General features: G+C 74.2%; 19 protein-coding genes, 1 rRNA gene and 1 other annotated feature (1 of these 21 only partly in view). Of the genes, 5 read left to right on the forward strand and 15 right to left on the reverse strand.

The window, feature by feature from the left end:
- The first annotated feature begins 6 nt into the window (after window positions 1-6).
- Window positions 7-675 (forward strand): NAD(P)H-binding protein, encoded by a 669-nt coding sequence (locus RZ50_RS02570; protein ID WP_196948796.1) that lies wholly within the window; start codon window positions 7-9, stop codon window positions 673-675.
- 61 nt (window positions 676-736) lie between these two features.
- Here the strand turns inward: RZ50_RS02570 and RZ50_RS02575 are convergent, their stop codons facing one another.
- From RZ50_RS02575 to RZ50_RS02585, 3 genes are all read right to left on the reverse strand, one after another.
- Window positions 737-2,179, reverse strand: a complete 1,443-nt coding sequence (locus RZ50_RS02575) for an aldehyde dehydrogenase family protein (protein WP_196948797.1) — start codon at window positions 2,177-2,179, stop codon at window positions 737-739.
- A 211-nt stretch (window positions 2,180-2,390) separates the two neighbouring features.
- Window positions 2,391-3,956 carry a PucR family transcriptional regulator gene (locus tag RZ50_RS02580; RefSeq protein WP_196948798.1) on the reverse strand — a complete coding sequence of 522 codons (1,566 nt, stop codon included), beginning with the start codon at window positions 3,954-3,956 and terminating at the stop codon, window positions 2,391-2,393.
- Window positions 3,957-4,139: 183 nt separating this feature from the next.
- On the reverse strand, window positions 4,140-6,221 hold the full coding sequence (locus RZ50_RS02585; protein WP_254801957.1) for an ATP-binding protein: 2,082 nt from the start codon (window positions 6,219-6,221) through the stop codon (window positions 4,140-4,142).
- Window positions 6,222-6,463: 242 nt separating this feature from the next.
- Between RZ50_RS02585 and gabT the strand changes: the two genes are divergently transcribed.
- Window positions 6,464-7,804 (forward strand): 4-aminobutyrate--2-oxoglutarate transaminase, encoded by a 1,341-nt coding sequence (gabT, locus tag RZ50_RS02590; RefSeq protein WP_196948800.1) that lies wholly within the window; start codon window positions 6,464-6,466, stop codon window positions 7,802-7,804.
- A 423-nt stretch (window positions 7,805-8,227) separates the two neighbouring features.
- Entirely contained in the window at window positions 8,228-8,989 is a 762-nt protein-coding gene (locus RZ50_RS29810; protein ID WP_196948801.1) for a phosphatase PAP2 family protein, read from the forward strand.
- A gap of 34 nt (window positions 8,990-9,023) precedes the next feature.
- Here RZ50_RS29810 and RZ50_RS02600 read toward each other — a convergent pair whose 3' ends face one another.
- Window positions 9,024-9,356 carry a DUF2218 domain-containing protein gene (locus tag RZ50_RS02600; RefSeq protein WP_196948802.1) on the reverse strand — a complete coding sequence of 111 codons (333 nt, stop codon included), beginning with the start codon at window positions 9,354-9,356 and terminating at the stop codon, window positions 9,024-9,026.
- A 166-nt stretch (window positions 9,357-9,522) separates the two neighbouring features.
- Here RZ50_RS02600 and RZ50_RS02605 point away from each other — a divergent pair, with 166 nt between their 5' ends.
- The gene (locus tag RZ50_RS02605) at window positions 9,523-10,068 is read left to right on the forward strand and encodes a MarR family winged helix-turn-helix transcriptional regulator (RefSeq protein WP_196948803.1); all 546 of its coding nucleotides are present in this window, start codon (window positions 9,523-9,525) and stop codon (window positions 10,066-10,068) included.
- On the opposite strand, the gene RZ50_RS02610 is transcribed toward RZ50_RS02605, so the two are convergent.
- A complete protein-coding gene (locus RZ50_RS02610) occupies window positions 9,983-10,924 on the reverse strand; it encodes an EamA family transporter (RefSeq protein ID WP_196948807.1) in 942 nt (313 codons plus the stop codon). The genes RZ50_RS02605 and RZ50_RS02610 overlap by 86 nt on opposite strands.
- Window positions 10,925-11,027: 103 nt before the next feature.
- Between RZ50_RS02610 and RZ50_RS02615 the strand changes: the two genes are divergently transcribed.
- Window positions 11,028-11,930 carry a LysR family transcriptional regulator gene (locus RZ50_RS02615; RefSeq protein ID WP_196948804.1) on the forward strand — a complete coding sequence of 301 codons (903 nt, stop codon included), beginning with the start codon at window positions 11,028-11,030 and terminating at the stop codon, window positions 11,928-11,930.
- Here RZ50_RS02615 and RZ50_RS02620 read toward each other — a convergent pair.
- The 10 genes from RZ50_RS02620 to rrf all read right to left on the reverse strand — a co-directional run bounded on the left by RZ50_RS02620 (window position 11,927) and on the right by rrf (window position 23,783).
- Window positions 11,927-12,691, reverse strand: coding sequence for a ZIP family metal transporter (locus RZ50_RS02620; RefSeq protein WP_196948805.1), 765 nt, complete (start codon window positions 12,689-12,691; stop codon window positions 11,927-11,929). The genes RZ50_RS02615 and RZ50_RS02620 overlap by 4 nt on opposite strands.
- Before the next feature lie 311 nt (window positions 12,692-13,002).
- Complete coding sequence (locus RZ50_RS02625) at window positions 13,003-14,742, reverse strand: restriction endonuclease (RefSeq protein WP_217680206.1); 1,740 nt, start codon at window positions 14,740-14,742, stop codon at window positions 13,003-13,005.
- 114 nt (window positions 14,743-14,856) lie between these two features.
- Complete coding sequence (locus RZ50_RS02630) at window positions 14,857-16,653, reverse strand: hypothetical protein (protein WP_196949251.1); 1,797 nt, start codon at window positions 16,651-16,653, stop codon at window positions 14,857-14,859.
- Window positions 16,654-16,914: 261 nt separating this feature from the next.
- Entirely contained in the window at window positions 16,915-17,229 is a 315-nt protein-coding gene (locus tag RZ50_RS02635) for a cupin domain-containing protein (RefSeq protein ID WP_196949252.1), read from the reverse strand.
- A 187-nt stretch (window positions 17,230-17,416) separates the two neighbouring features.
- Entirely contained in the window at window positions 17,417-18,073 is a 657-nt protein-coding gene (locus tag RZ50_RS02640) for a YigZ family protein (RefSeq protein ID WP_196949253.1), read from the reverse strand.
- Window positions 18,074-18,214: 141 nt separating this feature from the next.
- A complete protein-coding gene (locus RZ50_RS02645; RefSeq protein WP_196949254.1) occupies window positions 18,215-19,504 on the reverse strand; it encodes an aldolase/citrate lyase family protein in 1,290 nt (429 codons plus the stop codon).
- A gap of 165 nt (window positions 19,505-19,669) precedes the next feature.
- Window positions 19,670-21,226: a DUF2637 domain-containing protein gene (locus RZ50_RS02650; RefSeq protein ID WP_196949255.1), complete on the reverse strand. Its 1,557-nt coding sequence runs from the start codon at window positions 21,224-21,226 to the stop codon at window positions 19,670-19,672.
- Window positions 21,227-21,438: 212 nt separating this feature from the next.
- Window positions 21,439-22,104, reverse strand: coding sequence for a response regulator transcription factor (locus tag RZ50_RS02655; protein ID WP_196949256.1), 666 nt, complete (start codon window positions 22,102-22,104; stop codon window positions 21,439-21,441).
- Complete coding sequence (locus tag RZ50_RS02660) at window positions 22,056-23,465, reverse strand: histidine kinase (protein WP_308271247.1); 1,410 nt, start codon at window positions 23,463-23,465, stop codon at window positions 22,056-22,058. Before RZ50_RS02660 ends, RZ50_RS02655 begins: the two co-directional genes overlap by 49 nt.
- A 201-nt stretch (window positions 23,466-23,666) precedes the next feature.
- A 5S ribosomal RNA gene (rrf, locus tag RZ50_RS02665) occupies window positions 23,667-23,783 on the reverse strand.
- Between the two features lie 92 nt (window positions 23,784-23,875).
- Window positions 23,876-24,021 (reverse strand) — a sequence feature (23S ribosomal RNA rRNA prediction is too short); it runs 104 nt beyond the window's last position.

Below are 24,021 nucleotides of genomic sequence, written 5' to 3' on the forward strand. Positions count from 1 at the left end.
GGACCCATGCGTACCGTCATCGCCGGAGGCCACGGACAGATCGCGCTGAAACTGGAGCGGCTGCTCGCCGAACGCGGCGACCGCCCCGCCGGGATCATCCGCCGCCCCGAACAGGCCCAGGACCTCGTCGACGCCGGAGCCGAGCCGCTGCTGCTCGACCTGGAGGCCGCCACCGCCCCACAGCTCGCCGCCCTGCTCGCCGACGCCGACGCGGTGGTCTTCGCCGCCGGCGCCGGGCCAGGCAGCGGCGCCGCCCGCAAGAACACCGTCGACCGCGACGCCGCCGTCCTGCTCGCCGACGCCGCCGAACTCGCCGGAGTCCGGCGCTACCTGCTGGTCTCCTCGATGGGCGCCGACGCGGCCGCCCACCACCCCGCCGACGCCGTCTTCGAGACCTACCTCCGGGCCAAGGGCGCCGCCGACGACGCCGTCCGCTCCCGCGCCGCCCTGGACTGGACGGTGCTGCGCCCCGGGCGGCTCACCGACGGCCCCGGCACCGGCCTCGTCCGCCTCGCCCCCTCGGTCGGCCGCGGCGCGGTCGACCGGGCCGACGTGGCCGCCGTCCTGGCCGCTCTGCTGCTCGAACCCGGCACCGCCCGGCGGACCCTGGAACTGGTCGCCGGGAACGCCACCGTCCCGGAGGCGGTCGCCGCCGCCGTCCGGCACGACTGCTGAACGGGCGAAGGGCCCGGTTCGGCGAACCGGGCCCTCCACCGCTACTGCGTCGACCGGCCGATCAGAGGTCGAGGCCGGTCAGGACCATGACCTTCTCGACGGTGTAGTCGTCCATCGCGTACCGGACGCCCTCACGGCCGACACCGGAGTCCTTGACGCCGCCGTACGGCATCTGGTCGGCACGGTAGGACGGCGCGTCGCCGATGATCACACCGCCGACCTCCAGCTCCCGGTGGGCGCGGAAGGCGGTCTGGAGGTCGTGCGTGAAGACGCCCGCCTGCAGGCCGAACGCCGAGTCGTTGACGGCCGCGAAGGCCTCGTCCACGCCGTCCACCTTGTGCAGCGACAGCACCGGGCCGAACACCTCGGCCTTGGCCAGGATGGCGTCCTCGGGCAGCTCCGCCAGCACGGTCGGGGCGACGGTCGCACCCTCGCGGGTACCTCCGGTGAGCACCTTGGCGCCCTTGGCGACGGCGTCCTCGATCCAGGACTCCACCCGCTTGGCGGCGTTCTCGTCGATCAGCGGGCCGACGTCCGTCGCGTCGTCGTTCGGGTCACCGGTGACCTGCGCCTTGACCTTGGCCACGACCTTCTCCACCAGCGCGTCGTACACCGACGCGTCGGCGATCACCCGCTGCACCGAGATGCAGGACTGGCCGCCCTGGTAGTTGGCGAACATCGCGATCCGGGTGGCCGCCCAGTCCAGGTCGGCCTCCGAGGACCAGTCGGCGAGCACCACGGCCGCGGCGTTGCCGCCGAGCTCCAGGGTGCAGTGCTTGCGCGGCACCGAGTCCATGATCTGGTAGCCGACCTTGTCCGAGCCGGTGAAGGAGATCACCGGCACGCGCTTGTCCTGCACCAGGGCCGGCATCCGGTCGTTCGGCACGGTCAGGATCGACCAGGAGCCGGCCGGCAGGTCCGTCTCGGCCAGGATCTCGCCCAGCACCATCGCCGACAGCGGGGTCGACGGAGCCGGCTTGAGGATGATCGGGGCGCCGACCGCGATCGCCGGGGCGATCTTGTGGGCGACCAGGTTCAGCGGGAAGTTGAACGGGGCGATCCCCAGCACCACACCGCGCGGGAAGCGGCGCACCACCGCGAAACGGCCCACGCCGCCCGGGTCGGTGTCCAGCCGCATCGTCTCGCCGTTGGTGCGGCGCGCCTCCTCGGCGGCCCAGCGGAAGACCGACACCGCACGGCCGATCTCACCGCGGGCCCACTTGATCGGCTTGCCGTTCTCGGCCGTGACCAGCTGGGCGAGCTCCTCGGTGCGCTCGGTCAGCCGCTTGGCCACGTGGTCCAGCGCGGCGGCCCGCTGGTGCGCCGGGGTGGCGGCGAACACCGGCAGCGCGGCCACGGCGGCGTCCAGCGCCTCCTCGACCTGGGCCTCGGTCGGAATGCTGACCTTGCCGACCAGACGGCCGTCCCAGCTGTTGTGCACCTCGAAGTCGGCGTCACCGCTCGCCCGGCGGCCGGCGAGCCAGAAATCGTACGTGGTGGTCACCGTGGTACCGGCCCTCTCCTCGTCGTCGTACGGCCCACGGGCGTGGGACCCGAACCCGAGGGTAGGTGCGACGACGCGCCGACCGGATTGGCCGACTAGGAGCGTTCGGCTCCGGGGCCACTCCACTGCGTCCAGGCGGGGGCGCACTCCGGCTGTTCCGCTCCGCCTGTTCCGCGTCCGCCTGTTCCGCGTCCGCCTGCTCCCCGTTCGCCTACTCCTCGCCGGAGCGGAGCGCCAGCCACAGCTCCATCCGCACGTCGGTGTCGTCCAGCGAACGCCCCAGCAGCTCCTCGACGCGACGCATCCGGTACCGCAGCGTGTGCCGGTGCACCCCCAGATCGGCCGCCGCCGCGTCCCACTGGCCGTGCCGCGACAGCCACGCCCGCAGCGAGGCCACCAGATCGCCCCGGGCCGTCCGGTCGTGCTCGCGCAGCGGCCGCAGCAGCCCCTCCGCGAACGCCGTCACCGCGTCCTCCCCCAGCAGCGGCAGCAGCGAACCCGCGCCGACCTCCTCGTGGTCCACCGACCGCCGGCCACCCCGCAACGCCACCGCCAGCGCCCGCTCCGCCTGCGCGTGCGCCGTACCCGCCTCCTCCAGCGCGGCCGGCGCCGAGACGCCCAGCGACAGGCCCTCGTGCTCCTCCACCGCGCCCAGGCACGCCCGGTGCACCGCGCCGTTGTCCAGCGCCAGCACCATCAGCCGCGGCCCGTGCGCGCCGTCCTCCCGCGCCACCAACAGCTTCTCGCCCACCCGGGAACCCGCCTGCTCGGCCCGCTCCCCCAGCTCCACGAGCGCCTCCGCGGCGTCCGCGTTCGCCCCGGCCCCTGCCACCAGGACCCGTATCGTCCCCTCCGGCAGACCGCCGAACAGCCCCACCGCCACCTGGCGGGCCGTCGCCACCTCACCCGCCAGCACCATCCGCAGCAGCGCCGCGCCCATCCGCTCCTCGGCCTGCCGCAGCTCCCGCGAGCGCTCCAGGGTGAGGGTCAGCAGCGCCACCGCCGCGTTCAGCACGTACCGCTCGGTCGGCGTGATCCGGTCCTCGGTCCCCACCGCCAGGAAACCCCGGGCCCGCCGGTCCGCCCCCAGCGACTGGACCACCACGTAGTCCTCGTCCGCCGTGTCTATCCCCGGCGCGCGCCCCTGCAACGCGGCGCTCGACGGCGCCGGCCGCCGACGCAGCCGGTCCACCTCCGCCGCCAGCCGCCCCGCCCGGCGGGCCGCCCAGTCCGGCGCCACCACCGACAGCGCACCCGACCCGTCGTACAGCGCCGCCCAGCCCCCCAGCCGCGCCGCCAGCCGGCGCACCACGGCCGTCGTGCCGTCCTTGCCCAGCGCCGCCCGGGTCAGCTCCTCCTGCGCCTCGAAACTCGTCGTCACCGCCTCGTACTGCTCGGCGGCCAGCGCCGCCGACACCACCTTGCTGATCGCGATGAACGGCGTCGGCTCCGGCACCCGCAGCAACGGCAGCCCCCGCTGCGCCGCCGCGTCCACCAGCGGCTGCGGCACCTCCGTGTGCGACAGCCCCACCCCCAGCCCCAGCCCGACCACCCCCGCGTCGGCCAGCCGGTGCACGTACGCCTGCAACTGCGCCGCCGTACGGCCCAGCTTGATACCGGTGGTGAGCAGCAGCTCGCCACCCTCCAGGAACGGCGTCGGGTCGTCCAGCTCACTGGTGTGCACCCAGCGGACCGGCCGCTCCAAGTGATCCCCACCGGCGAGCACCGTCAGGTGGAGCGAACTGTTGCGGACGACGGAGGCGAGTGTGGGGGGCATGGCACCTTCGGGGGATTCGACCTGACCGCGCCGTTGCGGCCGGGCGAGGAGAGGGCAGTGGGACTAGTGAGGGTCTCTCCCCTTCATTATGGACGCCCCGGACAACCGGCACTGCCGAATCCACCTCGAAGGCGACTTCCCCCGGCCCGCCCCCTCACCTAGCCCGGCACCCACCCCTGAGGCTCATCCCCGCAGGTCCACCAGCAGCGGCGGCACCTGCTCCCCCGACACCGCCGTCAACGACACCACCGCATGCCCCGCCGGCAACGCGTGCGCCAGATCCGACGGCGACCACCGCAGCCGCTCCACATCCCGCGTCGTCACCGACTCCGTCTGCGCCGTCGTCCCCGACAACGCCTTCCGCCCCATCCGCCCGGCCCGCCGTATCACCCCACCGGAGGTGTCGGGGGTGTGGGTCACCGCCGTCTCCTGCACCAGGTGCGTCCCCCAGGCCTCGGAGAACAGTCGCCCGTCCCAGGGGGCGATCCCGGGGAAGGCCATCCGGCAGCCGACCGCGCCGAACAACGGCGCCCTCAGCGCCTCCGGCACGTCCACCAGGGTTCGCAGCAGCAGCACCGCACCCGCGTTCGCACCGCGCATCCGCTGCAACCCCCGGACGGTACCGGCGTCCAGCGCCGCGGAGGCGTCGTCCACCACCAGCCCGGCGAACAGCGAACGGTCCGTACGGGCCTCGGCGGCCTGCACGAACTGCCCCACCACCAGCCGGGAGAGAATCCGAGCGGCCTCCGGGTGACTGCGCTCCGGCAGCTTCACCCTCACCCGCAGCGGATGGTCCAGCACCCGCATCGCGAACGGGGGGCGGCCGGTGCCGTCCGTCGCGAAAGCCCCCTCGAAAGCCGGCCGGTCCAACAACGCCAGCCGGTCCGCCAGCAGCGCCCCGGGATCGTCCGCCCGGCCGCGCTGGCGCTCCCGGTGCTCCAGCTCCCGCTCGTACGAGGCCAGCCGGCCCACCGTCCCGAGCGCCTTCACCAGCGCCGCCAAGGCGTCCGGATCGCCACCCAACAACGTCCGCAGCTCACGCACCCCCGGGTAACGGCCGTACGCGGCATGGAACGGGCCGACCACCTGCTGCAGCGCTGTCCGGGCGTTCTCCGCGCGGGCGGTCAGCTCGTCCGGCAGCAGCGCGTCGGCCAGCCGGACGGCCGCCTCGTCCGGGTCCTGCGCCGCGCCGTAGAGGTCCAGCCCGTACAGCGAGGACCGCTCGCCGGGCGCGATCACCACGTCGTACCAGGCGTCCGGACCGAGATCGGCGTCCGCCGCCCCGAGCACCACCGCGCACGCTGTGCCCGCCAACGCCTGCAGGCACAACGCCTCGGCCACCGGCCGGGCCAGCCGCGCGGTCTTCCCGGTCCCGGCCGGGCCCACCGCCAGCAGCGAGGTGCCCAGCACCGCCGGGTCCAGCGCGAAGCCGGCCGCCCGGTGGCTCAGCGGGTTCTTCGGCACGTCCTGCGCCACGCCGAGGCAGACCTGACCGAGCAGCAGATCGTGCCGCCGGGCACGGCCGGGCAGCTCGCGCGCCTCGGAGGGGTGGACGAAGGCCGCCGCACCACGGGCCGTCACCTGCTCGGTGAAGGCGGGCACGAACACCGGATCCGCCTGGGCGGACTCCCAGGCGCGCTGGATCCGCACGTAGTCGACATCGCCGACCGCCTCCGCGTCCAGCCGCGCCGCCGCCTCGGCCGCCCCACCCTGGCGCTGCGCGTCCCACGGGTCCGACCTGCGCACCACCTCCGGCACGGCCCCGTCCTCCTCTACCGGCTCCTCCCGCGTCACCGTCCGCGACAACAGCGGCGCCACGTACCGGCGCCACACCTCGGGCCAGCGGCCCATGCGGCCGAAGATCTTGATGACTACGCCGAGCACAACAACATTGGCCACCAGGAGCGTGAACATGGCTTCAGACTCGGACGGCGATGCGAGTGGACCGATCCCCGTCTGCCCGCCGAACCATACGAGCACGTACATGAGGAGCTGCGTGCCGTAGAGATACGCAAACCACCCCACCACCGCGTTCAGCCCCGCGCGGAGCAGCAGCGGCCAGGTCGGGACCTGGGCCGCCTCCGCGCGCTCCGGGTCGACCCGGCGGTAGCCGAGGCGGTAGACGCCCGGTTCGGCGTCGGGGCGCGGGGCGGTGGCCCATGTGGTGAGGTTGAAGGCGGGGGCACCGGGTCGTTGGTGCGGCAGGGGGTTGGGGGGGCTGGTGGTGGTGTGTTCGACGTGGTGGTGTGACCCGTCCTGTGCCATGTACGGCCCCGCTCCCTCGCCCGCCCCGGCCCGACCGCCGTCGGTGCCGCCATACCCATGCCGCCGTGTTGGCGACACGCCCGCGCTCAGGGTAGTGGAGCGGGCCCGGCGGGTAGTCGCGCCACCTGCGCTGGCCGTGCCGGACAAGTCGGACGGCGGAGTGCTACCGAGTGGCGCATGCCCGGTCGGTGAGGGCGGCCGTAGCCTGCGAAGCACCGAGCCGAGAAGTCTGGAGAAACCCCATGAGCGCCGTAACGCCGCTCCCGCAGGAGCGCCGACTGGTCACCGCGATCCCCGGTCCGAAGTCGCAGGAGCTGCAGGCCCGCAAGCTGGGTGCGGTGGCGGCCGGCGTCGGCACCACCCTGCCGGTGTACGTCACCCGCGCCAACGGCGGCGTGCTGGAGGACGTGGACGGCAACTCGCTGATCGACTTCGGTTCCGGCATCGCCGTGACCAACGTCGGCAACAGCGCCGAGGCCGTGGTGGCCCGGACGACCGAGCAGCTGGCCAACTTCACCCACACCTGCTTCATGGTGACCCCGTACGAGGGTTACGTGGCCGTCGCCGAGCAGCTGAACGAGCTGACCCCGGGCGACCACGAGAAGCGCACCGCGCTGTTCAACTCCGGCTCCGAGGCCGTCGAGAACGCGGTGAAGATCGCCCGCGCCTACACCAAGCGCCAGGCCGTCGTCGTGTTCGACCACGGCTACCACGGCCGCACCAACCTCACCCTGGCGCTGACGGCGAAGAACATGCCGTACAAGCAGGGCTTCGGTCCGTTCGCCCCCGAGGTCTACCGGGTGCCGGTCGCCTACCCGTACCGCTGGCTGACCGGTGCGGAGAACGCCGCCGCCGAGGCCGCCGCCCAGGCGATCGACACGATCAACAAGCAGATCGGCGCCGAGAACGTCGCCGCGATCATCATCGAGCCGATCCAGGGCGAGGGCGGCTTCATCGAGCCGGCCAAGGGCTTCCTGCCGGCGATCGTGGAGTTCGCGAAGGCGAACGGCATCGTGTTCGTCGCGGACGAGATCCAGACCGGTTTCTGCCGCACCGGCCAGTGGTTCGCCTGCGAGGACGAGGGCATCGTCCCGGACCTGATCACCACCGCCAAGGGCATCGCCGGCGGTCTGCCGCTGTCCGCGGTGACCGGCCGCGCCGAGATCATGGACGCCGCGCAGACCGGTGGCCTGGGTGGCACCTACGGCGGCAACCCGGTGGCCTGCGCCGCCGCGCTGGGCGCCATCGAGACCATGAAGGAGCAGGACCTCAAGGGCAAGGCGCAGCGGATCGGCGAGATCATGCTGGGCCGCCTGCGGGCCATGCAGGAGAAGTACGAGATCATCGGCGAGGTCCGCGGCCGCGGCGCGATGATCGCCGTCGAGCTGGTGAAGGCGGGCGGCAAGGAGCCGAACGCGGAGGCCACCGCGGCCATCGCCAAGGCCTGCCACGCCGAGGGCCTGGTCGTGCTGACCGCCGGCACCTACGGCAACGTGCTGCGCTTCCTGCCGCCGCTGGTCATCCCGGAGCACCTGCTGAACGAGGGCCTGGACATCCTGGAGGGCGCGTTCGCCACCGTCTGAGTGGTGCCGCCCGTCAGGTCGTGAACCCCGCCGGAGGGATGTCCGGACAGCGCTGAACGGCCCGTGGGGACCTCTGGTCCCCACGGGCCGTTCGGTTGTGCGAGGGTCGTACGAGCGCCCCCTGCGCGGGACCGTACGAGGCACCGGTGCGCCGGTCGGGCGTGATCGGCGGAACCCCGGGAGGTTGCCCCGGGCAGGGTGAAGATGATGTGCGGAATCGCTGAAGGCGCTCGGCGCGGAAGGGCGGTTGACGTAGTGTCATCGCAGATGGACAGCGAGCCTCAGCCATGGGCGGAGCCTCCTGCGGAGCCCCCTTCGGGGTCGGGTCCGCGCGGGCGCCGCGACGGCGACCAGGCCTCCCCGGGAGGGGCGGCGCACACCGAAGGCCGATCGACCGACCGTCCGACCCACACCCCCCGGGACGTGCGGAACGGCGATCATCAGAGCCGCCCCGGAGCTCTCCCCCCTGCTCCGGGGCGGCTGTTCGCCGTCCCGGCCCGGGTGGCCCGGTCGGTGGCGGTGCCGGTGGTGGCGGCGGTCGTGCTGCTGGCGGTGTCCTGGCAGGTGGCGGTGGACGGGCCGCTGCTCGGGCTGGACGGCTCGGTCCGCTCGGCCGTCCGGGCGGCGCACCGGGACCACCCCGACGCCCTGCTCGACCGTCTCGGCCATCTGCTGTCGGACCTGGGCAGCGCCGTCCCGGCCGTCCCGGTGCTGCTGACGGCCGGTGTGCTGGCCGCCTGGTGGTGGCGCCGGGCGCGGACGGAACGCTGGTGGCTGCCGCTGCCGGTGGCGGTGCTGACCTCGGGGCTGATCCCGTTGCTGGTGGTCCCGGCGAAGGCGGCGTTCGCCCGGCCGGGGCCGCTCGGGGAGTCGCTGGCGCCGGGGCAGTGGGGCTGGTACCCGTCGGGGCACACCGCGACCGCGACGTTCTCGTACGGCGTGGCCGCACTGCTGCTGGCCCGGGCGGCGGCGCCGCGAGTGGCCCGGGGGCTGGTCGCGGGGGCGGTGCTGCTGGCGCTCGGGGTGGGCGCGGGGCTGGTGTGGAGCAGCTTCCACTGGCTGCTGGACGTGGTGGCCAGCTGGTGCCTGGCCGCCCTGGTGCTGTGGGCGCTGGACCGGTGGCTGCCGCGGTCGCACGCCCGGAGGCCCGGGGACCCGTCCGGCGGATCGGCCGGTCCGGGCTGATCCACGGGCCGGGGCGCGGGCGGGCGCGTACGTCCTACGCCTCGGACTCCTCGTTGCGGTGGACCAGTCCGGCCTCGCCGTTGTCGCGGTGCCACTCGACGACGAGTTCGTCGCGGGCGCCGAAGCGGACGAGGTGGCGGCCGACCACGTCCTCCAGGCCGGGCAGGTTCTCGCGCTCGCCCTCGACGGTGAGCAGCAGCGCGTCCGGCTCGGCCTCCAGGGTGGCGGTGCCGGCGCCGAAGACCAGGGTGCCGCGGCCGGTCTCCTCGGAGAAGGTGGCCTCGATCTTGCGGCCCATGTGGGCGGCGAGCTGCTTGGCGTAGCGGGCGGGGCGGTCGGTGGCGACGCGCGCCTCGGAGCGGGGCATGGGCCCTCCAGGTTCGGGGAGGGAACTTAGGGTCCCCTCACTCGGAGCTACGCTAACCCAGTTACTGAGCTAGGCTCAACATATTTCCCCGATCCCCGTCCACCACCGGCCGCACGCCCCGGACCGGCCGCTACCCTTGGGCGGACGCCAGCCGAGGAGACCGCCGATGACCACCACGCCGACCGACGATCCGGCGGACCCCTCCCCCGGCACCGCCGACTCCCCCGACACCACTGGCACTGCTGGCACCGCCGGCACCGCCGCCGAACTGGCGGACGCGATGACCAGGGCGATCAAGCGGATCCGCCGCCAGACCGGCTGGCGGCTGGAGCCCTACGGCATCACCCCCGGCCAGGCCCGGGCGCTGCGCACGCTCGCCCACGCGCCCGGCTGCGAGACGCCGGACCACGCGATGCGGCTGAGCGACCTCGCCGACAAGCTGCACATCGCCCCGCGCTCGGCCACCACCGTGGTCGACGCCCTGGAGGAGGCCGGCCTGGTCGAGCGCAGCCCCGACCCGGCCGACCGGCGGGCCGTACGGATCCTGCTGACGGAGGCCGGCCGCGCGGCCCTGGAGCGGATCGGGCAGGTCCGGGACGAGGTGGCGCAGGAGTACTTCGGCGAGGTCAGCCCCGGGGACGAGGAGGTGCTGCTGCGAGTGCTGCGCGCCGCCGAGGCCCGTTTCCTCGCAGCCGGTCCGCCACGGCGGTAGCCGCCCCCGGGCGCAGCGCGGTGATCCCGATCCCGGCGATCACCAGCAGCGCGGCCGCGGCGGCCGCCGGGCTGACCCGCTCACCGAGCAGCAGCCAGGCCGAGGACATCCCGAACACCGGCACCAGCAGCGAGTAGGGCGCGACGGCGGTGGCGTCGTAGCGGCGCAGCAGGTAACTCCAGGCGACGAAGCCGAACAGGGTGGAGACCAGCCCGACGTAGCCGATCACGCCGAGCCCGGCGAGGGTGATGCCGCGCAGCGCCCGCAGGTCCGCGTCCGGCCCCTCGACCAGCAGGGACAGTCCCAGCAGCGGCAGCGGCGGGACGGCGCTGACCCAGACCATCCAGCGCAGCGCGTCCGGCGGGGCGGCCCGGCGGGTCAGCACGTTGGCCAGGCCCCAGGCGACGGCGGCCAGCACCACCAGGGCGAAGGCGCCGAGCGGGCCGCCGAGGCCCTGGTCGAACGCGCTCAGGCCGATGCCCGCGAAGGCGATCGCCAGGCCCAGCAGCCGCTGCCCGCCGGGGCGTTCGCGCAGCAGGACGGCGGCGAACAGGGCGGTGAAGCCGGCCTGCCCCTGGAGCACCAGCGAGGAGAGGCCGGCCGGCATCCCGGCGTGCATGCCGAGGAAGAGCAGCCCGAACTTGACCACCCCGAGGACCAGGCCGACCGCCAGCACCCAGCGCCAGGCCACCTTGGGCGGGCCGACGAGGAACACCGCCGGCACCGCGACCACGGCGAACCGCAGGGCACAGAAGAGCAGCGGCGGGAAGCTGTCCAGGCCGACGTGGATGAGGACGAAGTTGAGCCCCCAGACGGCGGCCACCAGGACGGCCAGGGCGATGTGACGGGGACGCATGCCGCTCGGGGCGGCGGGTGGTGCGGTCATGGGTCGAGCATGGCGGCGGAGGAACGTGTAGCACCAGCGATGAATACTGAAGAGGACACTTTAGGATCGCTACATGATGGATCTGGGACGCCTTCGGGCGCTGCACGCGGTGGCGGTGCACGGCTCGGTCGGCGGGGCGGCGGCCGCGCTCGGGTTCACGCCCTCGGCGGTCTCGCAGCAGATCGCCAAGCTGGAGCGCGAGACCCGGACGGTGCTGCTGGAGCGTCAGGGCCGGGGCGTGGTGCTGACCGACGCGGCGCGCGAGCTGGCCACCACCGCGCGGACCGTGCTGGGGCTGGTGGAGCAGGCCGAGGTGCGGCTGGAGGAACAGCGCGGCCAGGCGGTGGGGCGGCTGCTGGTGGCCGCCTTCCCGAGCGGTGCGCGCGGGCTGATGCCCGGGGTGCTGGCCGACCTGCAACGGCGCTGCCCGGAGCTGGACGTCCGCATGCTGGAGAGCGACCCGTACCCGGCGGCGGAGCTGGTGGCCCGGGGCGAGGTGGACCTGGCGCTGGTGCAGGACTGGCCGACGGTGCCGCTGCCGGTGCAGGACGGGCTCACCCGGCTGGACCTCGGCACGGACCCGGTGGACCTGCTGCTGCCCGCCGGGGACGCGCTGGCGGCGCTGACGGCGGTGCCGGTGGAGCGGCTGGTCGGACAGCGCTGGATCAGCGTGCCGCCGGGCAACATCTGCCACGACTGGCTGCTGCGCACCATGCGCGAGGCCGGCGAGGAGCCGGACGTGCGCTACCAGGCCGGCGAGTTCGAGACCCAGATCGCGCTGGTCGCGGCCGGCCTGGGGATGGGCCTGGTGCCCCGGCTGGGCCGGGGCCCGCTGCCGCCCGGGGTGGTGGCCCGCCCGGTGGCCTCGCAGCCGAGCCGGCGGGTGTTCGCACTGTGGCGCACCCAGGCCTCCCGGCGGCCGGCGATCACCGAGGCGCTGGCGTCGATGCGGGAGCGCTGGGACGCCCTGGCCTAGTTCGCCAGGCCGATGACCAGCCACATGAAGCCGACCCCGGCGACGGTGCACAGCAGGGTGCTGCGCGAGGGGTGGGGGCTGTGCGCCTCGGGGAGGATGTCGGAGGTCGCCAGGTAGAGCAGGAAGCCGGAGAAGAAGCCGAGGTAGAGGCCGAGCAGGTGCTCCGGGATGGTGAAGGCCAGGGTGATCGCGGCACCGGAGACCGGGGCCAGCGCGTCCGCCGCGAGCAGGGCCAGCGCCCGGCGCCGGTTGTTCCCGTACAGCCGGGTGATCGTGTACGTGTTGAAGCCGTCGGCGAAGTCGTGCGCGACCACCGCGATGGCCACCACCGTGCCGACCGTCGTGCCGGCCTGGAAGGCGGCACCGATCGCGAAGCCGTCCATCACGCTGTGGCCGACCAGCGCCAGGGCGGCGGTCAGCCCGATGCCCTGGTGCCCGCGCTGGTGGGTGTGGCCGTGGTGGTGCCCGTGGGTGTGCGCGGCGTACTCGCCCTCGTGGCCGCGGTGGATGGCGACCGCGCGCTCGACCACGTGGATGGTGAGGAAGCCGGCCGCGAACATCAGCAGCGCCTGCGGCACTCCGTGCACCTCGCCCGGCGCCTGGTTGATGGCCTCGGGCAGCAGGTCGAAGGCGACCACGCCGAGCATCAGGCCGGCGGCGAAACCGAGTACCAGGTGGCGGCGGTCGCCGGTGCGCTGGGCGACGAAGCCGCCGATCAACGTCATCAGGAACGCCCCGGCGGCGACCAGGACGGCGGTCATCGGGCCGCCTCCGTCGCCGGGCCCGCCGGATGGCCGGTGCCGTCGTGTGCCCTGCCGAGCGCTGTGCCCATTCCTCTCCCCCTGGGATCCGCCCGTGACCGGGCCGACCGCCGACCGTACCGGACGGCCGCTCGGCGGTGATCGCCCGGGGTACCGGTTCCTGGCGGGGCCGGGCCGCGGGTCCGGCAGGGGGCCTGGCCTGGGGGTCCGGGGGCGGGTCCGGCCGGGAGGCCTGGCACCCCCAGCCTCGGTTCGGGTCCGAGGGGGCGCCCGCCGGGTGGGCCGTCGGGGTGAGCTCCCGGGCGGGGCGGTCAGAGCCCGGCGGCGAGCGGCAGGCCCAGGTGGGTGCGGGCGAGTTCGCGCACTCCGTCGCCGTCGACCAGGTGGATGTGCCGGTGGCTCTCCTCGGCAGTGAGGTCCAGGGCCTCGTCGCTGAAGCGGCCGGTGGTCAGCCGCAGGCCGCGTTCGGCGGACTCCTCGCTGACGGCCTCGGCCAGCGTCTCGATCTGTTCCACGGTGACCGGCTCGGTGCCCCGGGAGGCCCACACCACCCAGCGCCCGGGCAGCGCGCTGCCGGGGGCACCCTCGCCGGTGGCGACCAGTCCAGCCGGGCCGCGCAGCCGTACGCTCCACTCGGCGAGCCCGCCCCGGGTGAGCAGGTCGCGGACCAGCTGGGCGAACTCGTTGGCGGACAGGTCGGGCGCGGCCGGGACGGCGGCGCCGGCCTGGGCGGCCGGTTCGACGGACGCCCGGGCGTACGGGTCCGGGGTGACGGCGGCGCCGAGCTGGCGCAGCCGGACCAGCGCCTCGTCCTGTTCGGCGTCGGCGTAGACGCCCTCGTCGTCGCGCTCCTCGTACGGGGTCTCCGGCGGCAGCAGCCGGGTGCGGGCCAGGGCGTCGCGGTCGGCGTCCACGCTGAGCAGGCAGAGCGGCTCGGCGGTGCCGGGCTCGCGCAGCCAGCCGTTGAGGACGACCCCGGCGAGTATCTCGTCGGTGTCCACGGCGTCGGCGGCCTGCAGGGCGCGCAGCGCGAGCCGAGCGACCAGCCGCAGGTAGTCGGTGGCCCGGTCCGCAGGCGGGCGGGGCACCGGGACGATGTCGCCGTCGGGGGCGAGCCGGTAGCCGGTGAGCGAGGGGACCAGGTCGAGCGGGGGCAGGTCGAGGTCCAGGACGGCGGTACGGGTGAGCGGGCGGAAGACCGCCCGGCAGGGGGCGGGCAGGTCCTGGGTGGCGGTCTCGGCGGCGGCCAGCGCCCGCTCCAGCAGCGACTCCACGGCGGCCGGCTCGGCCAGCCGGTAGGCCCGACGGCACTCCTCCAGGCTCTCGTTGTACTCGCGCACCGCACGGGCCCGAGCCTCCTCGACCGCCTCGTGGGCGCGCCGGGACTCGTCGGCGGCCGGGCTGCCGGCCTCGGCCCGGCGGGTGCGCCACTCGCGCAGGGCCCGCTGGTGGGCGAGCCGGGCCTGGGCCAGTTCGCGCTGGTAGCCGGAGTCGAGCAGGCGCCGGGAGGGGCCGCTCTCCGGGTCGGCGGCGGCCGGCTCGTCGGGGGCGAAGTCCTCCCAGCGGGGCTCGGATTCCTCGGCCGCGTCCGGGCCGTCGGCCGGGTAGGGGCGGGGCGCGTAGTGGCGCAGCTGGCTCTCGAAGTCCATGGCCGAGACGGGCAGCGCGGCCCGCCGCAGCAGGTCGGCCAGCCGGTCGTGCTCGGCCTGGACGGTGACCGTGCGGTGGTGGGTCAGGGCGGCGGCCCGGGCGTGCTCCGCGACGGCGTCCCCGGAGTCGGCGGAGTCGGGTCGGCCGGGCGTGCCCGGGGCCGCCGGGCCGCCCGGACCACCCGCCGTTGCCCCGGGGGCCGGGGCTGCCGGGCCGTCAGCGCCCGGGCCGCCGGCCGGCCCCTCGCCCTGGCGGTCGGACTCGGTCCGGGCCGTGGCGCCACCGTCCGGATCCGGGCCCTGGTCCGCGCCGAGGTCGCGGAAGACCGAGGCGAGGAAGCCCGGTTGGGGGAACTGGACGGTGGCGGCGCCGTCGGACTGGCCGTCTGCTGAGTACTGCATCGGTCGTCGTTCCCCCATGCTCGTCCGGCACCTGCCCCGGGCGGCCGGCCACCCTGCGGCCCCACCCCTGCCGGACATTGTCCACCGAACGGGCGCGGCGGTCAGCCAAGCCGGTCAGTTGGTACGGGTGTTGGTCAGGTGCAGACCGATGTAGCCGACGTAGATCCGGCCGCTCCCCGAACAGTCGTCCAGGTAGTGCAGCCGGGGCGCGGTGCGGCCGCCGCCGATCCGCAGGTGCGCGCCCATGAACGCCCGCCGGGAGGCGTCCACGCATTCCGGCACCGGCAGCATCCGTTCACGTTTCCACTTGGTGTGGCTGAACACCGTCCGGGACTCCCCGCGCACCGCCTTGCGGGGCGGGAAGCGGTGGCAGCCCTCCGGGGTGCGCTCGCACCACTGCTTGAAGTCCCCTCGGGCCGTGCCGCGTACGGCCGCCTCGGCGTACTCCTGCAGGGCCGTCAGGCCGTCCCAGGCGAGCCGGGCCCAGCCGGCTCCGGCGCACTGGAGCCCGTCCAGGGCGAGCGCGGCCTTCTCGTCGCCGGTGAAGGTGAGCAGGGGGAACTCGTCGATCCTGGCCAGGAGTTCGGTGAAGGTCTCGGGCTTGCCGGGGCGGCCGGGGGGCTGGGCTGGGAGCTGGGCCGGGACGGACCGCCCGGTGGCGGCCGGGCCGGCGACGGGGGTCGCGCCGACCGGGGCGCCCGGAAGGGCGCAGTGGCGGCCGGTCAGCGCACGGGTGGCGGCGCGGAGGCGACCCTCGTGGCCCTCCCGGGCCTGGCCTCGGTCGTGACGCTCCGGGTGCGGGACGTGCCGGACCCGCTCCGGTTCGTCGGCCCCGGCCCGCTGCTCGACGCGGTCCTGCCGCTCCTCGCGGGCGGGCGCGGTCGGTTCGGCGGTCTCGCCGACGGCCGGGCCCTCGGTCCGCTCCGCGACCGGGCGCAGCGGTGACGGGACCCGCAGCACCGGGACGGCCGCCAGCGGCGGCGGCAGCGGCTGGTCGGCCGCGAGTCGGCGCGGTTCGCGGGCGAGCAGCCCTGCCGCGCGGCGGAGGTCCTGTTCTATTCGGCCCCGGGCGAGCACCGGATGTCGGGTGGCGTCCTGCCGGGAGGCCGGGTCGACCTCGGGCAGGTAGGTGCGCACCGCGCCGCCGTAGACGGTGTGGTACTCCAGCGCGACGTTGAACCCGGTGCGGGCGCCCGGGTCCAGCACGTAGGCGGAGGCGAGGCCGGGCAGTTGCTGGCAGAGCGGGCGGACGACGTCCTCGACCCAGCGGTCGAGCGGGAGGTTCACCGGCACGCTGGCGACCACGGTGGGCAGCCGGCGCTCCGGGTCGCACAGTTCGTCGATCAGCGCGTCGACCTCGCCGGCCGTGATCACCCGGGGAGCGGGGTGGACGGCGGCCGGGCCGTCGGTGGCGTCGAGCAGCGGGAGGAGCGTGCGGGCGAGTTCGGGCACGGGCACCCGGCAGGGGGTGCGCACGCCGCTGCCGGTGCTGTGCGACTCGGCCTCCAGCCGGAACCAGGTGGGGCCCTCGGCCCCGGTGGCCACGGTGAGGGTGAGCTGGTGGGTGCCGTGCGGGGCCGGGCGGCGAAGCCGTCGGCGGTCGTAGCGGCCGACGCCATGGGCGATGCGCAGCGGGCCGCGGTCGCGGTCCAGCAGGACGCGCTCGCCGAGACGGAGGCGCTCGGCGTCGGGGGGCCTTGCGTCGGGGGCCGACCCGGTGGGGCCCCGGACGGCCGGTGGGGGCTCCTCGCAGCCCTCGTGCTTGAGCCAGGAGGCGAGTTGCTCGTCGGCCAGGGCGACGGCCTCGGCGTGCGGAAGGGCGGTGGCGACGGTCATCCGGTAGGGCGTCGCGGGGCCGTGGGGGCCGATCAGGTCGGCACCGGCGGGCGAGAACGAACGGTCTGAGGTCATGCGCGTACCTCCGTGGTGCGGGGTGAGGTCTCGTGTCCTCCATCGACGGTTTTCGTCCGGTTCGGCCGGATCCTTGCCCAGGAAACGCCACGGCCCGGAGCGGAAGTTCCAACTCGGGGCCACGACACTACGTTCGAGTGAATCTGCTCAAGCCGTCTTCCGCGTGGCGCGGGCCCTCGGCTACAAGGAGCGGACCCGGCAGGGGTGTTCGGGCCGGCGCACCGGGGCGTACGAACCGGCGCGGGGGCCGCACGGACCCGCTCAGGCCTCGGCGGTGCCGGCGCGGCTGCGGCTCCACACGGGCTCCGCGACCGGCACGGCCAGCGGATGGCCCTCCGGGGCGGCGTAGTTCGCGATCAGCACCACGGGCTCGGTCCCGAGGTTGCGGCCCACGTGGACGTGGACCGGCCCGGCCTCCTCGACCAGCGAGTCGCCGGCCCGGCTGACCTCGACCCGGCCGTCGCACAGCGTCCGGGTCAGCGTGCCGGAGAGCACCACCACCTCGACCCGGCCCGGGTGGTAGTGCCAGCCGGTGCTGGCACCCGGAGGCAGGGTGATGGTCCGGACGAGGGACATCTCGGCGCGGCTTCCTGGTCGGCGGCCGGATCAGGCTAGGCGGGCCCCTCCTCGCACCGACACGGACCGGCCGCGAACTGGCCGAATGTCTGGCCGGAAAACGGCCCCACCGGCCGTCGGCTCCGCCGCCCCCGCCCGACGAGGCCGTCCGGTTCGACGCCCCTGCCCGGCGCGACCGGCCGGTCCGTCAGACCGGCACCTCGACGAAGGTCCGGCCGGCCGGGACGGCCACCGCGGTACCGCCGGTCGCCTCGGCCAGCCAGGTGTGGAAGCCGGCCACCTCCGGCTCCGGCACGCCCACCTCGATCCGCACCCCGGCCGCCTCGTAGGCGAGGTCGCTCACCACGTACCCGGCCGCCCGCAGGTCGTTCTCCACCCGCCCGGCGCGCACGTGGTCCGCCGTCACCGCGAGCAGCGCGACCGGCCGCCGCTCCAGCAGCCCGACCTCGTCGATCGCCTCCGACACCGCGTTCCCGTACGCCCGCACCAGGCCGCCCGCACCGAGCTTGATCCCGCCGAAGTACCTGGTCACCACGGCGACCGTGTCGGTCAGGCCGCGTCGACGCAGCACCTCCAGCATCGGCACCCCGGCGGTGCCGCCGGGCTCGCCGTCGTCGCTGGAGCGCTCTCGGCGCTGCTCCTCGCCGACCACGAAGGCGGTGCAGTTGTGCCGGGCGTCCCAGTACTGCTTGCGGATGCCGGCGATGAAGGCCTGCGCCTCGTCCTCGTCGGCGACCCGGGCGAGGTGGCAGATGAAGCGGGACTTCTTGATCTCGGTCTCGTGGCTGCCGGCCCGCCGGATGGTGAGGTACGGCCTGGTGGTCGGCTCCGGCGTGGCGGACATGGCGCGGTGGTTCTCCCGGGAACGGCGACGGCTGGCGGTGCGCACCCCGGAGGTCCGGGGCGGCACCGCCAGCCTAGTTGGCCCGCGGACGGACGGTCGGCGGGCCGGTGGTCGGCGGCTGGAGAGTCAGCGGCCGGCGGGTCAGCGGCCGGCCAGGGCGTCCAGCCGGGCGCGGTCCAGGCCGGTCAGCGCGGTGACCTCGGCCGGGTCGACGGCGCCGCAGTCCAGGCCGCGCAGCAGGTAGCCGCTGAGCGCCCGGGCGGTGGCCGGCTCGTCCATGACGTCCCCGCCGGCCTTGGCGACGTACGCGGCCAGTCGGGCGGCCGCGGCCGCCAGGCCCTCGCGGTAGAAGGAGTACACCGCCGCGTAACGGGTCGGCAGGTGCGCCGGGTGCATGTCCCAGCCCTGGTAGTAGGCGCGGGCCAGCGAACGGCGGACCAGGTCGTGGTGGAGCTTCCAAGCGGCGTGCACCTGCTCGGTGGAGCCGGTCGGGATCACGTTGGTCGAGCCGTCGGAGAGCCGGACCCCGGTTCCGGCCGCGGCCACCTGCATGACCGCCTTCGCGTGGTCGGCGGCCGGGTGGTCCATGCTCTGGTGGGCCGCGCTGACGCCGCAGGAGGCGCTGTAGTCGAAGGTGCCGTAGTGGAGACCGGTGGCACGGCCCTCGGCGGCCTCGATCATCCGGGCGACGGTGGCCCGGCCGTCCGGGCCGAGGATGGCCTGGGTGGTCTCGATCTGGATCTCGAAGCCGATCCGGCCGGCCGGCAGCCCGGCACGGCGTTCGAAGTCCTCCAGCAGCCGGACCAGCGCGGTGACCTGCTCGGCATAGGTCACCTTGGGCAGGGTGAGGACCAGGCCCGCCGGCAGGCCGCCGTTCGCCAGCAGGGTGGCCAGGAACAGCTCCAGGGTGCGGATGCCGCGGGCGCGGACGGGCGCCTCCATGCACTTGATCCGAATGCCGACGTACGGCGGCGCGCCGCCCTCGGCCACCGCGGCGGCGACCAGTTCGGCGGCGCGCACGGCGTCCGCGTCCTCCTCGGTGTCCGGGCGGGGGCCGTAGCCGTCCTCGAAGTCGATCCGCAGGTCCTCGACGGGCTCGCGCCGCAGCTTGGCGCGGACCCGGGCGTGCACGTCGGCGAGCAGCGCGTCGTCCGCGACGCCGAGGGCGCGGGCCAGTTCGGCGGGGGTGCCGGCGTGGGTGTCGAAGGCCTCCAGGGCCTGGCGGCCCCACTCCCGTACGGTGTCGGCGCGGAAGGCGTCGGCCGGGACGTAGACGGTGTGCACCGGCTGCCTGGTGCCGGAGTCGCCCGGGTAACGGTGCGCCAGATCGGCGTCCACCGGGGCGAGCAGCGCCTCCACGGCAGCGCGGGCGGCGGCGGAGAAGGATGCCTCGCCCGTCGGCCCGGTTCCGTCGATCTCGACCTGCGACATCCGCACTCCTCCACGCCGAACCAGTGCTTCAACAATTTGTTGAGGCGAAGGTAGCTCCGGTGGGGTCGGGCGTCAATGGCCGACCGGGCGGTGGGCGCAGGGGTGTTGGAGCGGGCGCGGCCCCTCCAGGCGCCAGTCCCGTCCCGGTCTCGGCCGCTCCGGGTCTCAGTCCCTCCCGGCGTCGGCGTAGCGCTCGTGCAGCAGCGGGTAGAGGTCGGCGACGTCCTTGGGGTGGACGGAGCCGTTCGAGCCGTTCCCGGTCATGCCGTACTCCGTGGTCAGCCACGCGGCGAGGCGCTGGGGATCGGGCTGGCGGCCGTCGTGGGAGTCCATGTAGGAGAGCAGGGCGTCGTAGACCAGGTCGAGGTCGAGGCGCGTCTGGACCGGGCGGGGTTCGGATCCCTCCGCTTGGGCGGGCTCCTCTACCGGAGCGGGCTCCTCGGGCCGGGTCGAGCGCTCGGCCTGGGGGTGCTGCGGCTCGACGATCGGCTGGGACTGGGCCTGGGACTGCTGGGCCTGCTGCGGGTGCTGGGCCTGCGGCCGGGGCGCCGGGGCGGGCTCCTCGGCGACCGTACGCGGGGGCTTGAACCACGGCGAGGCCTGGCCCGGGACCCGGCCGCCCGGGGCGGCGTCGGCCGGGTGACCGGTGGTGCGGACCGGACGCTCGGTCCAGACGTTCAGCTCCTCCTCGCGCGGCTGCGGAACGGCGTCCGTCGCCTCCTCCGGCTCCTGCGCCGCCCGCAGTCGGACGGCGGCCAGCTTGGCCAGCATCGGCGCGGCGACCTCGGCCGACATCGGTGCGGTGGTCGCGGGGGGCTGGGTTTCGGCCTGCTCCTGGGGCTGGGCCTGGGGCTCGGGCTGCGCGGGGGCCTGGGCCCGGGGCCGGAGCCGGGGCTGCTGGACCTGCTGCTGCGGCTGGACCTCGGCGGGCGGGGCCGGGGCGATGGCCACGGTGGCGTGCCCCTCCTGGAGTTTCAGTTCCTGGAGTTCCAGCTCCTTGGCCTTCTGCTCCGCCAAGGCCTCCTGGGCCTCGCGCTCGCGGGCCTCCTCGTCCAGCCGGTCGAGCAGCGCCGGGTCCAGCGGCACACCGTACTTGGCGAGCTTGAGCGGCAGCAGCGCCTGGATCGGCGCCGAGCGGCGCCAGCCGCGGCCGTACCGGAAGCGCAGCTGCGCCCGGTAGACCAGGCGGTTCTGCTCCAGCCGGACGACCTCGTCGTAGGAGCGGAGCTCCCAGAGCTTCATCCGCCGCCAGAGCCGGAAGGTCGGCACCGGGGAGAGCAGCCAGCGCATCACCCGGACCGACTCCATGTGGCGGTCCGCGGTGATCGCGGCGATCCGGCCGACCGCGTGCCGGGAGGCCTCGACCACCACGACGAAGAGCACCGGGATGACGGCGTGCATCCCCATCCCGAGCGGGTCGCCCCAGGAGGCGGCCGCGTTGAAGGCGATGGTGGCGACGGTCAGCAGCCAGGCGGTCTGACGCAGCATCGGGAAGGGGATCCGCAGCCAGGTCAGCACCAGGTCGAGGGCGAGGAGTACGACGATGCCCGCGTCGACGCCGATCGGGAAGGCGTAGGAGAAGGCCCCGAAACCTTTCTCCAGGGCCAGCTCGCGCACCGCGTTGTACGAACCCGCGAACCCGATGCCCGAGATGATGCAGGCACCGGCCGCGACCAGGCCGAGCAGGCCGCGGTGGGCCTTGGTGAGCGTTGGGCGTGCCATTACGTCTATCAACCCCTGGATGTCGGCTGCTGCCGTGCGCGCCTCGGCTGCCGGTCCCCGTCAGTCGGGCCGCCGGACGGTTGAGCAACCTCCGGACTCGGCCCACCGGAGTTTACTCGTACAGGTGTTTCAGCGTTTCCGCAGCCTGGAGTGTCACAGTGCGGGGCACCCCGTATTCCGGGGCCGGTCGGGCCGTCAGTGGCTCCGCTCCGTCAGTGGCTCCGCTCCGCCGTGCCGTTGAGGTAGGCCAGCACGGCCAGCACCCGGCGGTTGGCGTCCTCGTCGGGGGCGAGTTCGAGCTTGCTGAAGATGTTGGCGATGTGCTTGGCCACCGCCCCGTCGCTCACCGAGAGGCGGGCGGCGATCGCCGAGTTGGAACACCCCTCGGCCATCAGCTCCAGCACCTCACGCTCGCGCGGGGAGAGCCCGAGCAGCGGGCCGGGCCGGCGCGAGGTGGTCTGCATCAGCTTGGCGATCACGTCCGGGTCCATCGCCGTCCCGCCCGCCGCCACCCGACGGACCGCATCGATGAACTGCCCGGCGTTGAACACCCGGTCCTTCAGCAGATAGCCGATCCCGCCGGTGCCGTCGGCCAGCAACTCCCGCGCGTACAGCTGCTGGACGTGCTGGGACAGCACCAGCACCGGCAGGCCCCGGATCTCCCGGCGCGCCCTGAGCGCCGCCTGCAGCCCCTCGTCGGTGAGCGTCGGGGGCAGCCGGACGTCGACCACGGCGACGTCCGGCCGGTGGGTCAGCAGCGCCTCCAGCAACTCGGGGCCGGTCTCCACTGCTGCGGCGATGGTGAAACCGTGCGCCTCCAGCAGACGGATCAGGCCTTCGCGAAGGAGGTAGAGGTCCTCGGCGAGGACAACTCGCACGGCAACTCCAAGGTGATGGTGGTGGGACCGCCCGACGTGCTGTCGATGGCGAGGACACCGTCGAAGGTACCCAATCGGCGCTCGATCCCGCGCAGGCCCGTCCCCCGCGACGGATCCGCCACACCCACGCCGTCGTCCGTCACCGTGACCCTCAGGACGCCGGCCCGGTACAGGATGTCCACCCACACCTGGTCCGCCCCCGAGTGCTTGGCCGCGTTGGCCAGCAGCTCGCTGATGCTGAAGTAGGCTGCCGCCTCCACCGGGGCCGGCAGCCGGTCCGGCAGGCTCACGAACACCTCGGTCGGCAGTGCGCCGTCCAGCGCCAACGCCCGGACGGCGTCACCCAGTCCGCGCTCGGCGAGCACCGGCGGGTGAATGCCACGGACCAGGTCCCGCAGCTCCTGGAGGGCCCGGGCCGAGGACTGCCGCGCCTCCGAGAGGAGCTCCCGCGCGGCCGCCTGGTCGGTGTCCATCAGGTGCTCGATGGTGCCCAGCGTCATCCCGATCGCGACCAGCCGGGCCTGAGCGCCGTCGTGCAGATCGCGCTCGATCCGCCGCAGTTCGGCCGCCTGGTTGCCCACCGCGTCCGCCCGGGTCTCGGTCAACTCGGCCACCCGCTTGGTCAGCTGGGCATGCGTCGCCTTGCCGTCCTGGTCCAGCACCCTGCGGGCGGCCTCCGCGTACCCGCGCACCAAGTGCGGGGCCAGGAGTATCCCGACGAGGACCATGCCCACCCCGAACACCAGGCTCAGCGCGATGGACGTCATCCGCGGACTCATCGGCCCGAACCCGTCCACCGGCACCGGGCCGGACAGGGCGAACGCCGCGCCCAGCACCAGCAGCAGGCCCACCGCACCGCCCAGGGCCGCGACGAGAAGGGGGTTCACGAGCAGCCAGAGGATCTCGGCACGGGTGGTGCGGTCCCGCAGACCCCAGTGGACCAGTTGCGCGTACTTCGCGACCGTCTGCGAGCGGTGGTACGAGTAGCCCGTCCACCAGTGCCCGCGGTCGTCCAACTCCAGACTCGGCAGCGGGTCGTAGACCGCCGGCAGACGGATGCCGTACCACTGCTGCAGGAGCCGACGCGTACGGTCCGCCGTACGACGGACGCAGGCGGCGGCCACCACGGATCCCACGGCCACCGCAGCCACGAGGGCCAGCAGGGCCGCCGGGTAGTAGTACCGCAGCAGCCTGGCCGTCACCACCCCCGCGAAGACGGCCGCACCGACCGGCAACACGAAACCCGGCACGGCAGCCAGCACCACCTGAGCCAGCCTGGCCAGCCCCTGGCCGCCGGCCTGGAAGGCCGCCTGGGTCTGCGCACGCACGGACGTGCCGCTCGTACGAGTCTCTGTGGTCACGCAAGCTCCCGATGCCGGTACCGATCGTCCTTCATCAGTGTTCACGAACGACCCGCTCCGGACACTGGCCATGGCACCCCAATTCCGGGGTGGACCTAGGACCACCTGGCGGTGGCAGGAGCAACACCCGATCATTCGGATGGTCCGGAAATGCGAAAAGCCCCCATCCGGTTTCCCGGATGAGGGCTCTTCTGAAGAATTGTTCGGCGGCGTCCTACTCTCCCACAGGGTCCCCCCTGCAGTACCATCGGCGCTGTGAGGCTTAGCTTCCGGGTTCGGAATGTAACCGGGCGTTTCCCTCACGCTATGACCACCGAAACACTATGAAACTGTCAACCGCACCAACCACAATCGGTTGGGGTCGTTGTTTCAGAACAACACAGTGGACGCGAGCAACTGAGGACAAGCCCTCGGCCTATTAGTACCGGTCAACTCCACCCCTCACAGGGCTTCCATATCCGGCCTATCAACCCAGTCGTCTACTGGGAGCCTTACCCTCTCAAGGAGGTGGGAGTGCTCATCTCGAAGCAGGCTTCCCGCTTAGATGCTTTCAGCG

Origin of the sequence: Kitasatospora sp. SUK 42 (genome assembly GCF_015776785.2) — a bacterium.
GTDB lineage: Bacteria > Actinomycetota > Actinomycetes > Streptomycetales > Streptomycetaceae > Kitasatospora.

Bases quoted from the DNA above. Each gene is read 5' to 3' on its own strand.
- RZ50_RS02570 (WP_196948796.1), top strand. From the start codon at position 7: ATGCGTACCGTCATCGCCGGAGGCCACGGACAGATCGCGCTGAAACTG.
- RZ50_RS02580 (WP_196948798.1), bottom strand. From the start codon at position 3,956: ATGCCCCCCACACTCGCCTCCGTCGTCCGCAACAGTTCGCTCCACCTG.
- RZ50_RS02585 (WP_254801957.1), bottom strand. From the start codon at position 6,221: ATGGCACAGGACGGGTCACACCACCACGTCGAACACACCACCACCAGC.
- gabT (WP_196948800.1), top strand. From the start codon at position 6,464: ATGAGCGCCGTAACGCCGCTCCCGCAGGAGCGCCGACTGGTCACCGCG.
- RZ50_RS02600 (WP_196948802.1), bottom strand. From the start codon at position 9,356: ATGCCCCGCTCCGAGGCGCGCGTCGCCACCGACCGCCCCGCCCGCTAC.
- RZ50_RS02605 (WP_196948803.1), top strand. From the start codon at position 9,523: ATGACCACCACGCCGACCGACGATCCGGCGGACCCCTCCCCCGGCACC.
- RZ50_RS02610 (WP_196948807.1), bottom strand. From the start codon at position 10,924: ATGCGTCCCCGTCACATCGCCCTGGCCGTCCTGGTGGCCGCCGTCTGG.
- RZ50_RS02615 (WP_196948804.1), top strand. From the start codon at position 11,028: ATGATGGATCTGGGACGCCTTCGGGCGCTGCACGCGGTGGCGGTGCAC.
- RZ50_RS02620 (WP_196948805.1), bottom strand. From the start codon at position 12,691: ATGACCGCCGTCCTGGTCGCCGCCGGGGCGTTCCTGATGACGTTGATC.
- RZ50_RS02625 (WP_217680206.1), bottom strand. From the start codon at position 14,742: ATGCAGTACTCAGCAGACGGCCAGTCCGACGGCGCCGCCACCGTCCAG.
- RZ50_RS02630 (WP_196949251.1), bottom strand. From the start codon at position 16,653: ATGACCTCAGACCGTTCGTTCTCGCCCGCCGGTGCCGACCTGATCGGC.
- RZ50_RS02635 (WP_196949252.1), bottom strand. From the start codon at position 17,229: ATGTCCCTCGTCCGGACCATCACCCTGCCTCCGGGTGCCAGCACCGGC.
- RZ50_RS02640 (WP_196949253.1), bottom strand. From the start codon at position 18,073: ATGTCCGCCACGCCGGAGCCGACCACCAGGCCGTACCTCACCATCCGG.
- RZ50_RS02645 (WP_196949254.1), bottom strand. From the start codon at position 19,504: ATGTCGCAGGTCGAGATCGACGGAACCGGGCCGACGGGCGAGGCATCC.
- RZ50_RS02650 (WP_196949255.1), bottom strand. From the start codon at position 21,226: ATGGCACGCCCAACGCTCACCAAGGCCCACCGCGGCCTGCTCGGCCTG.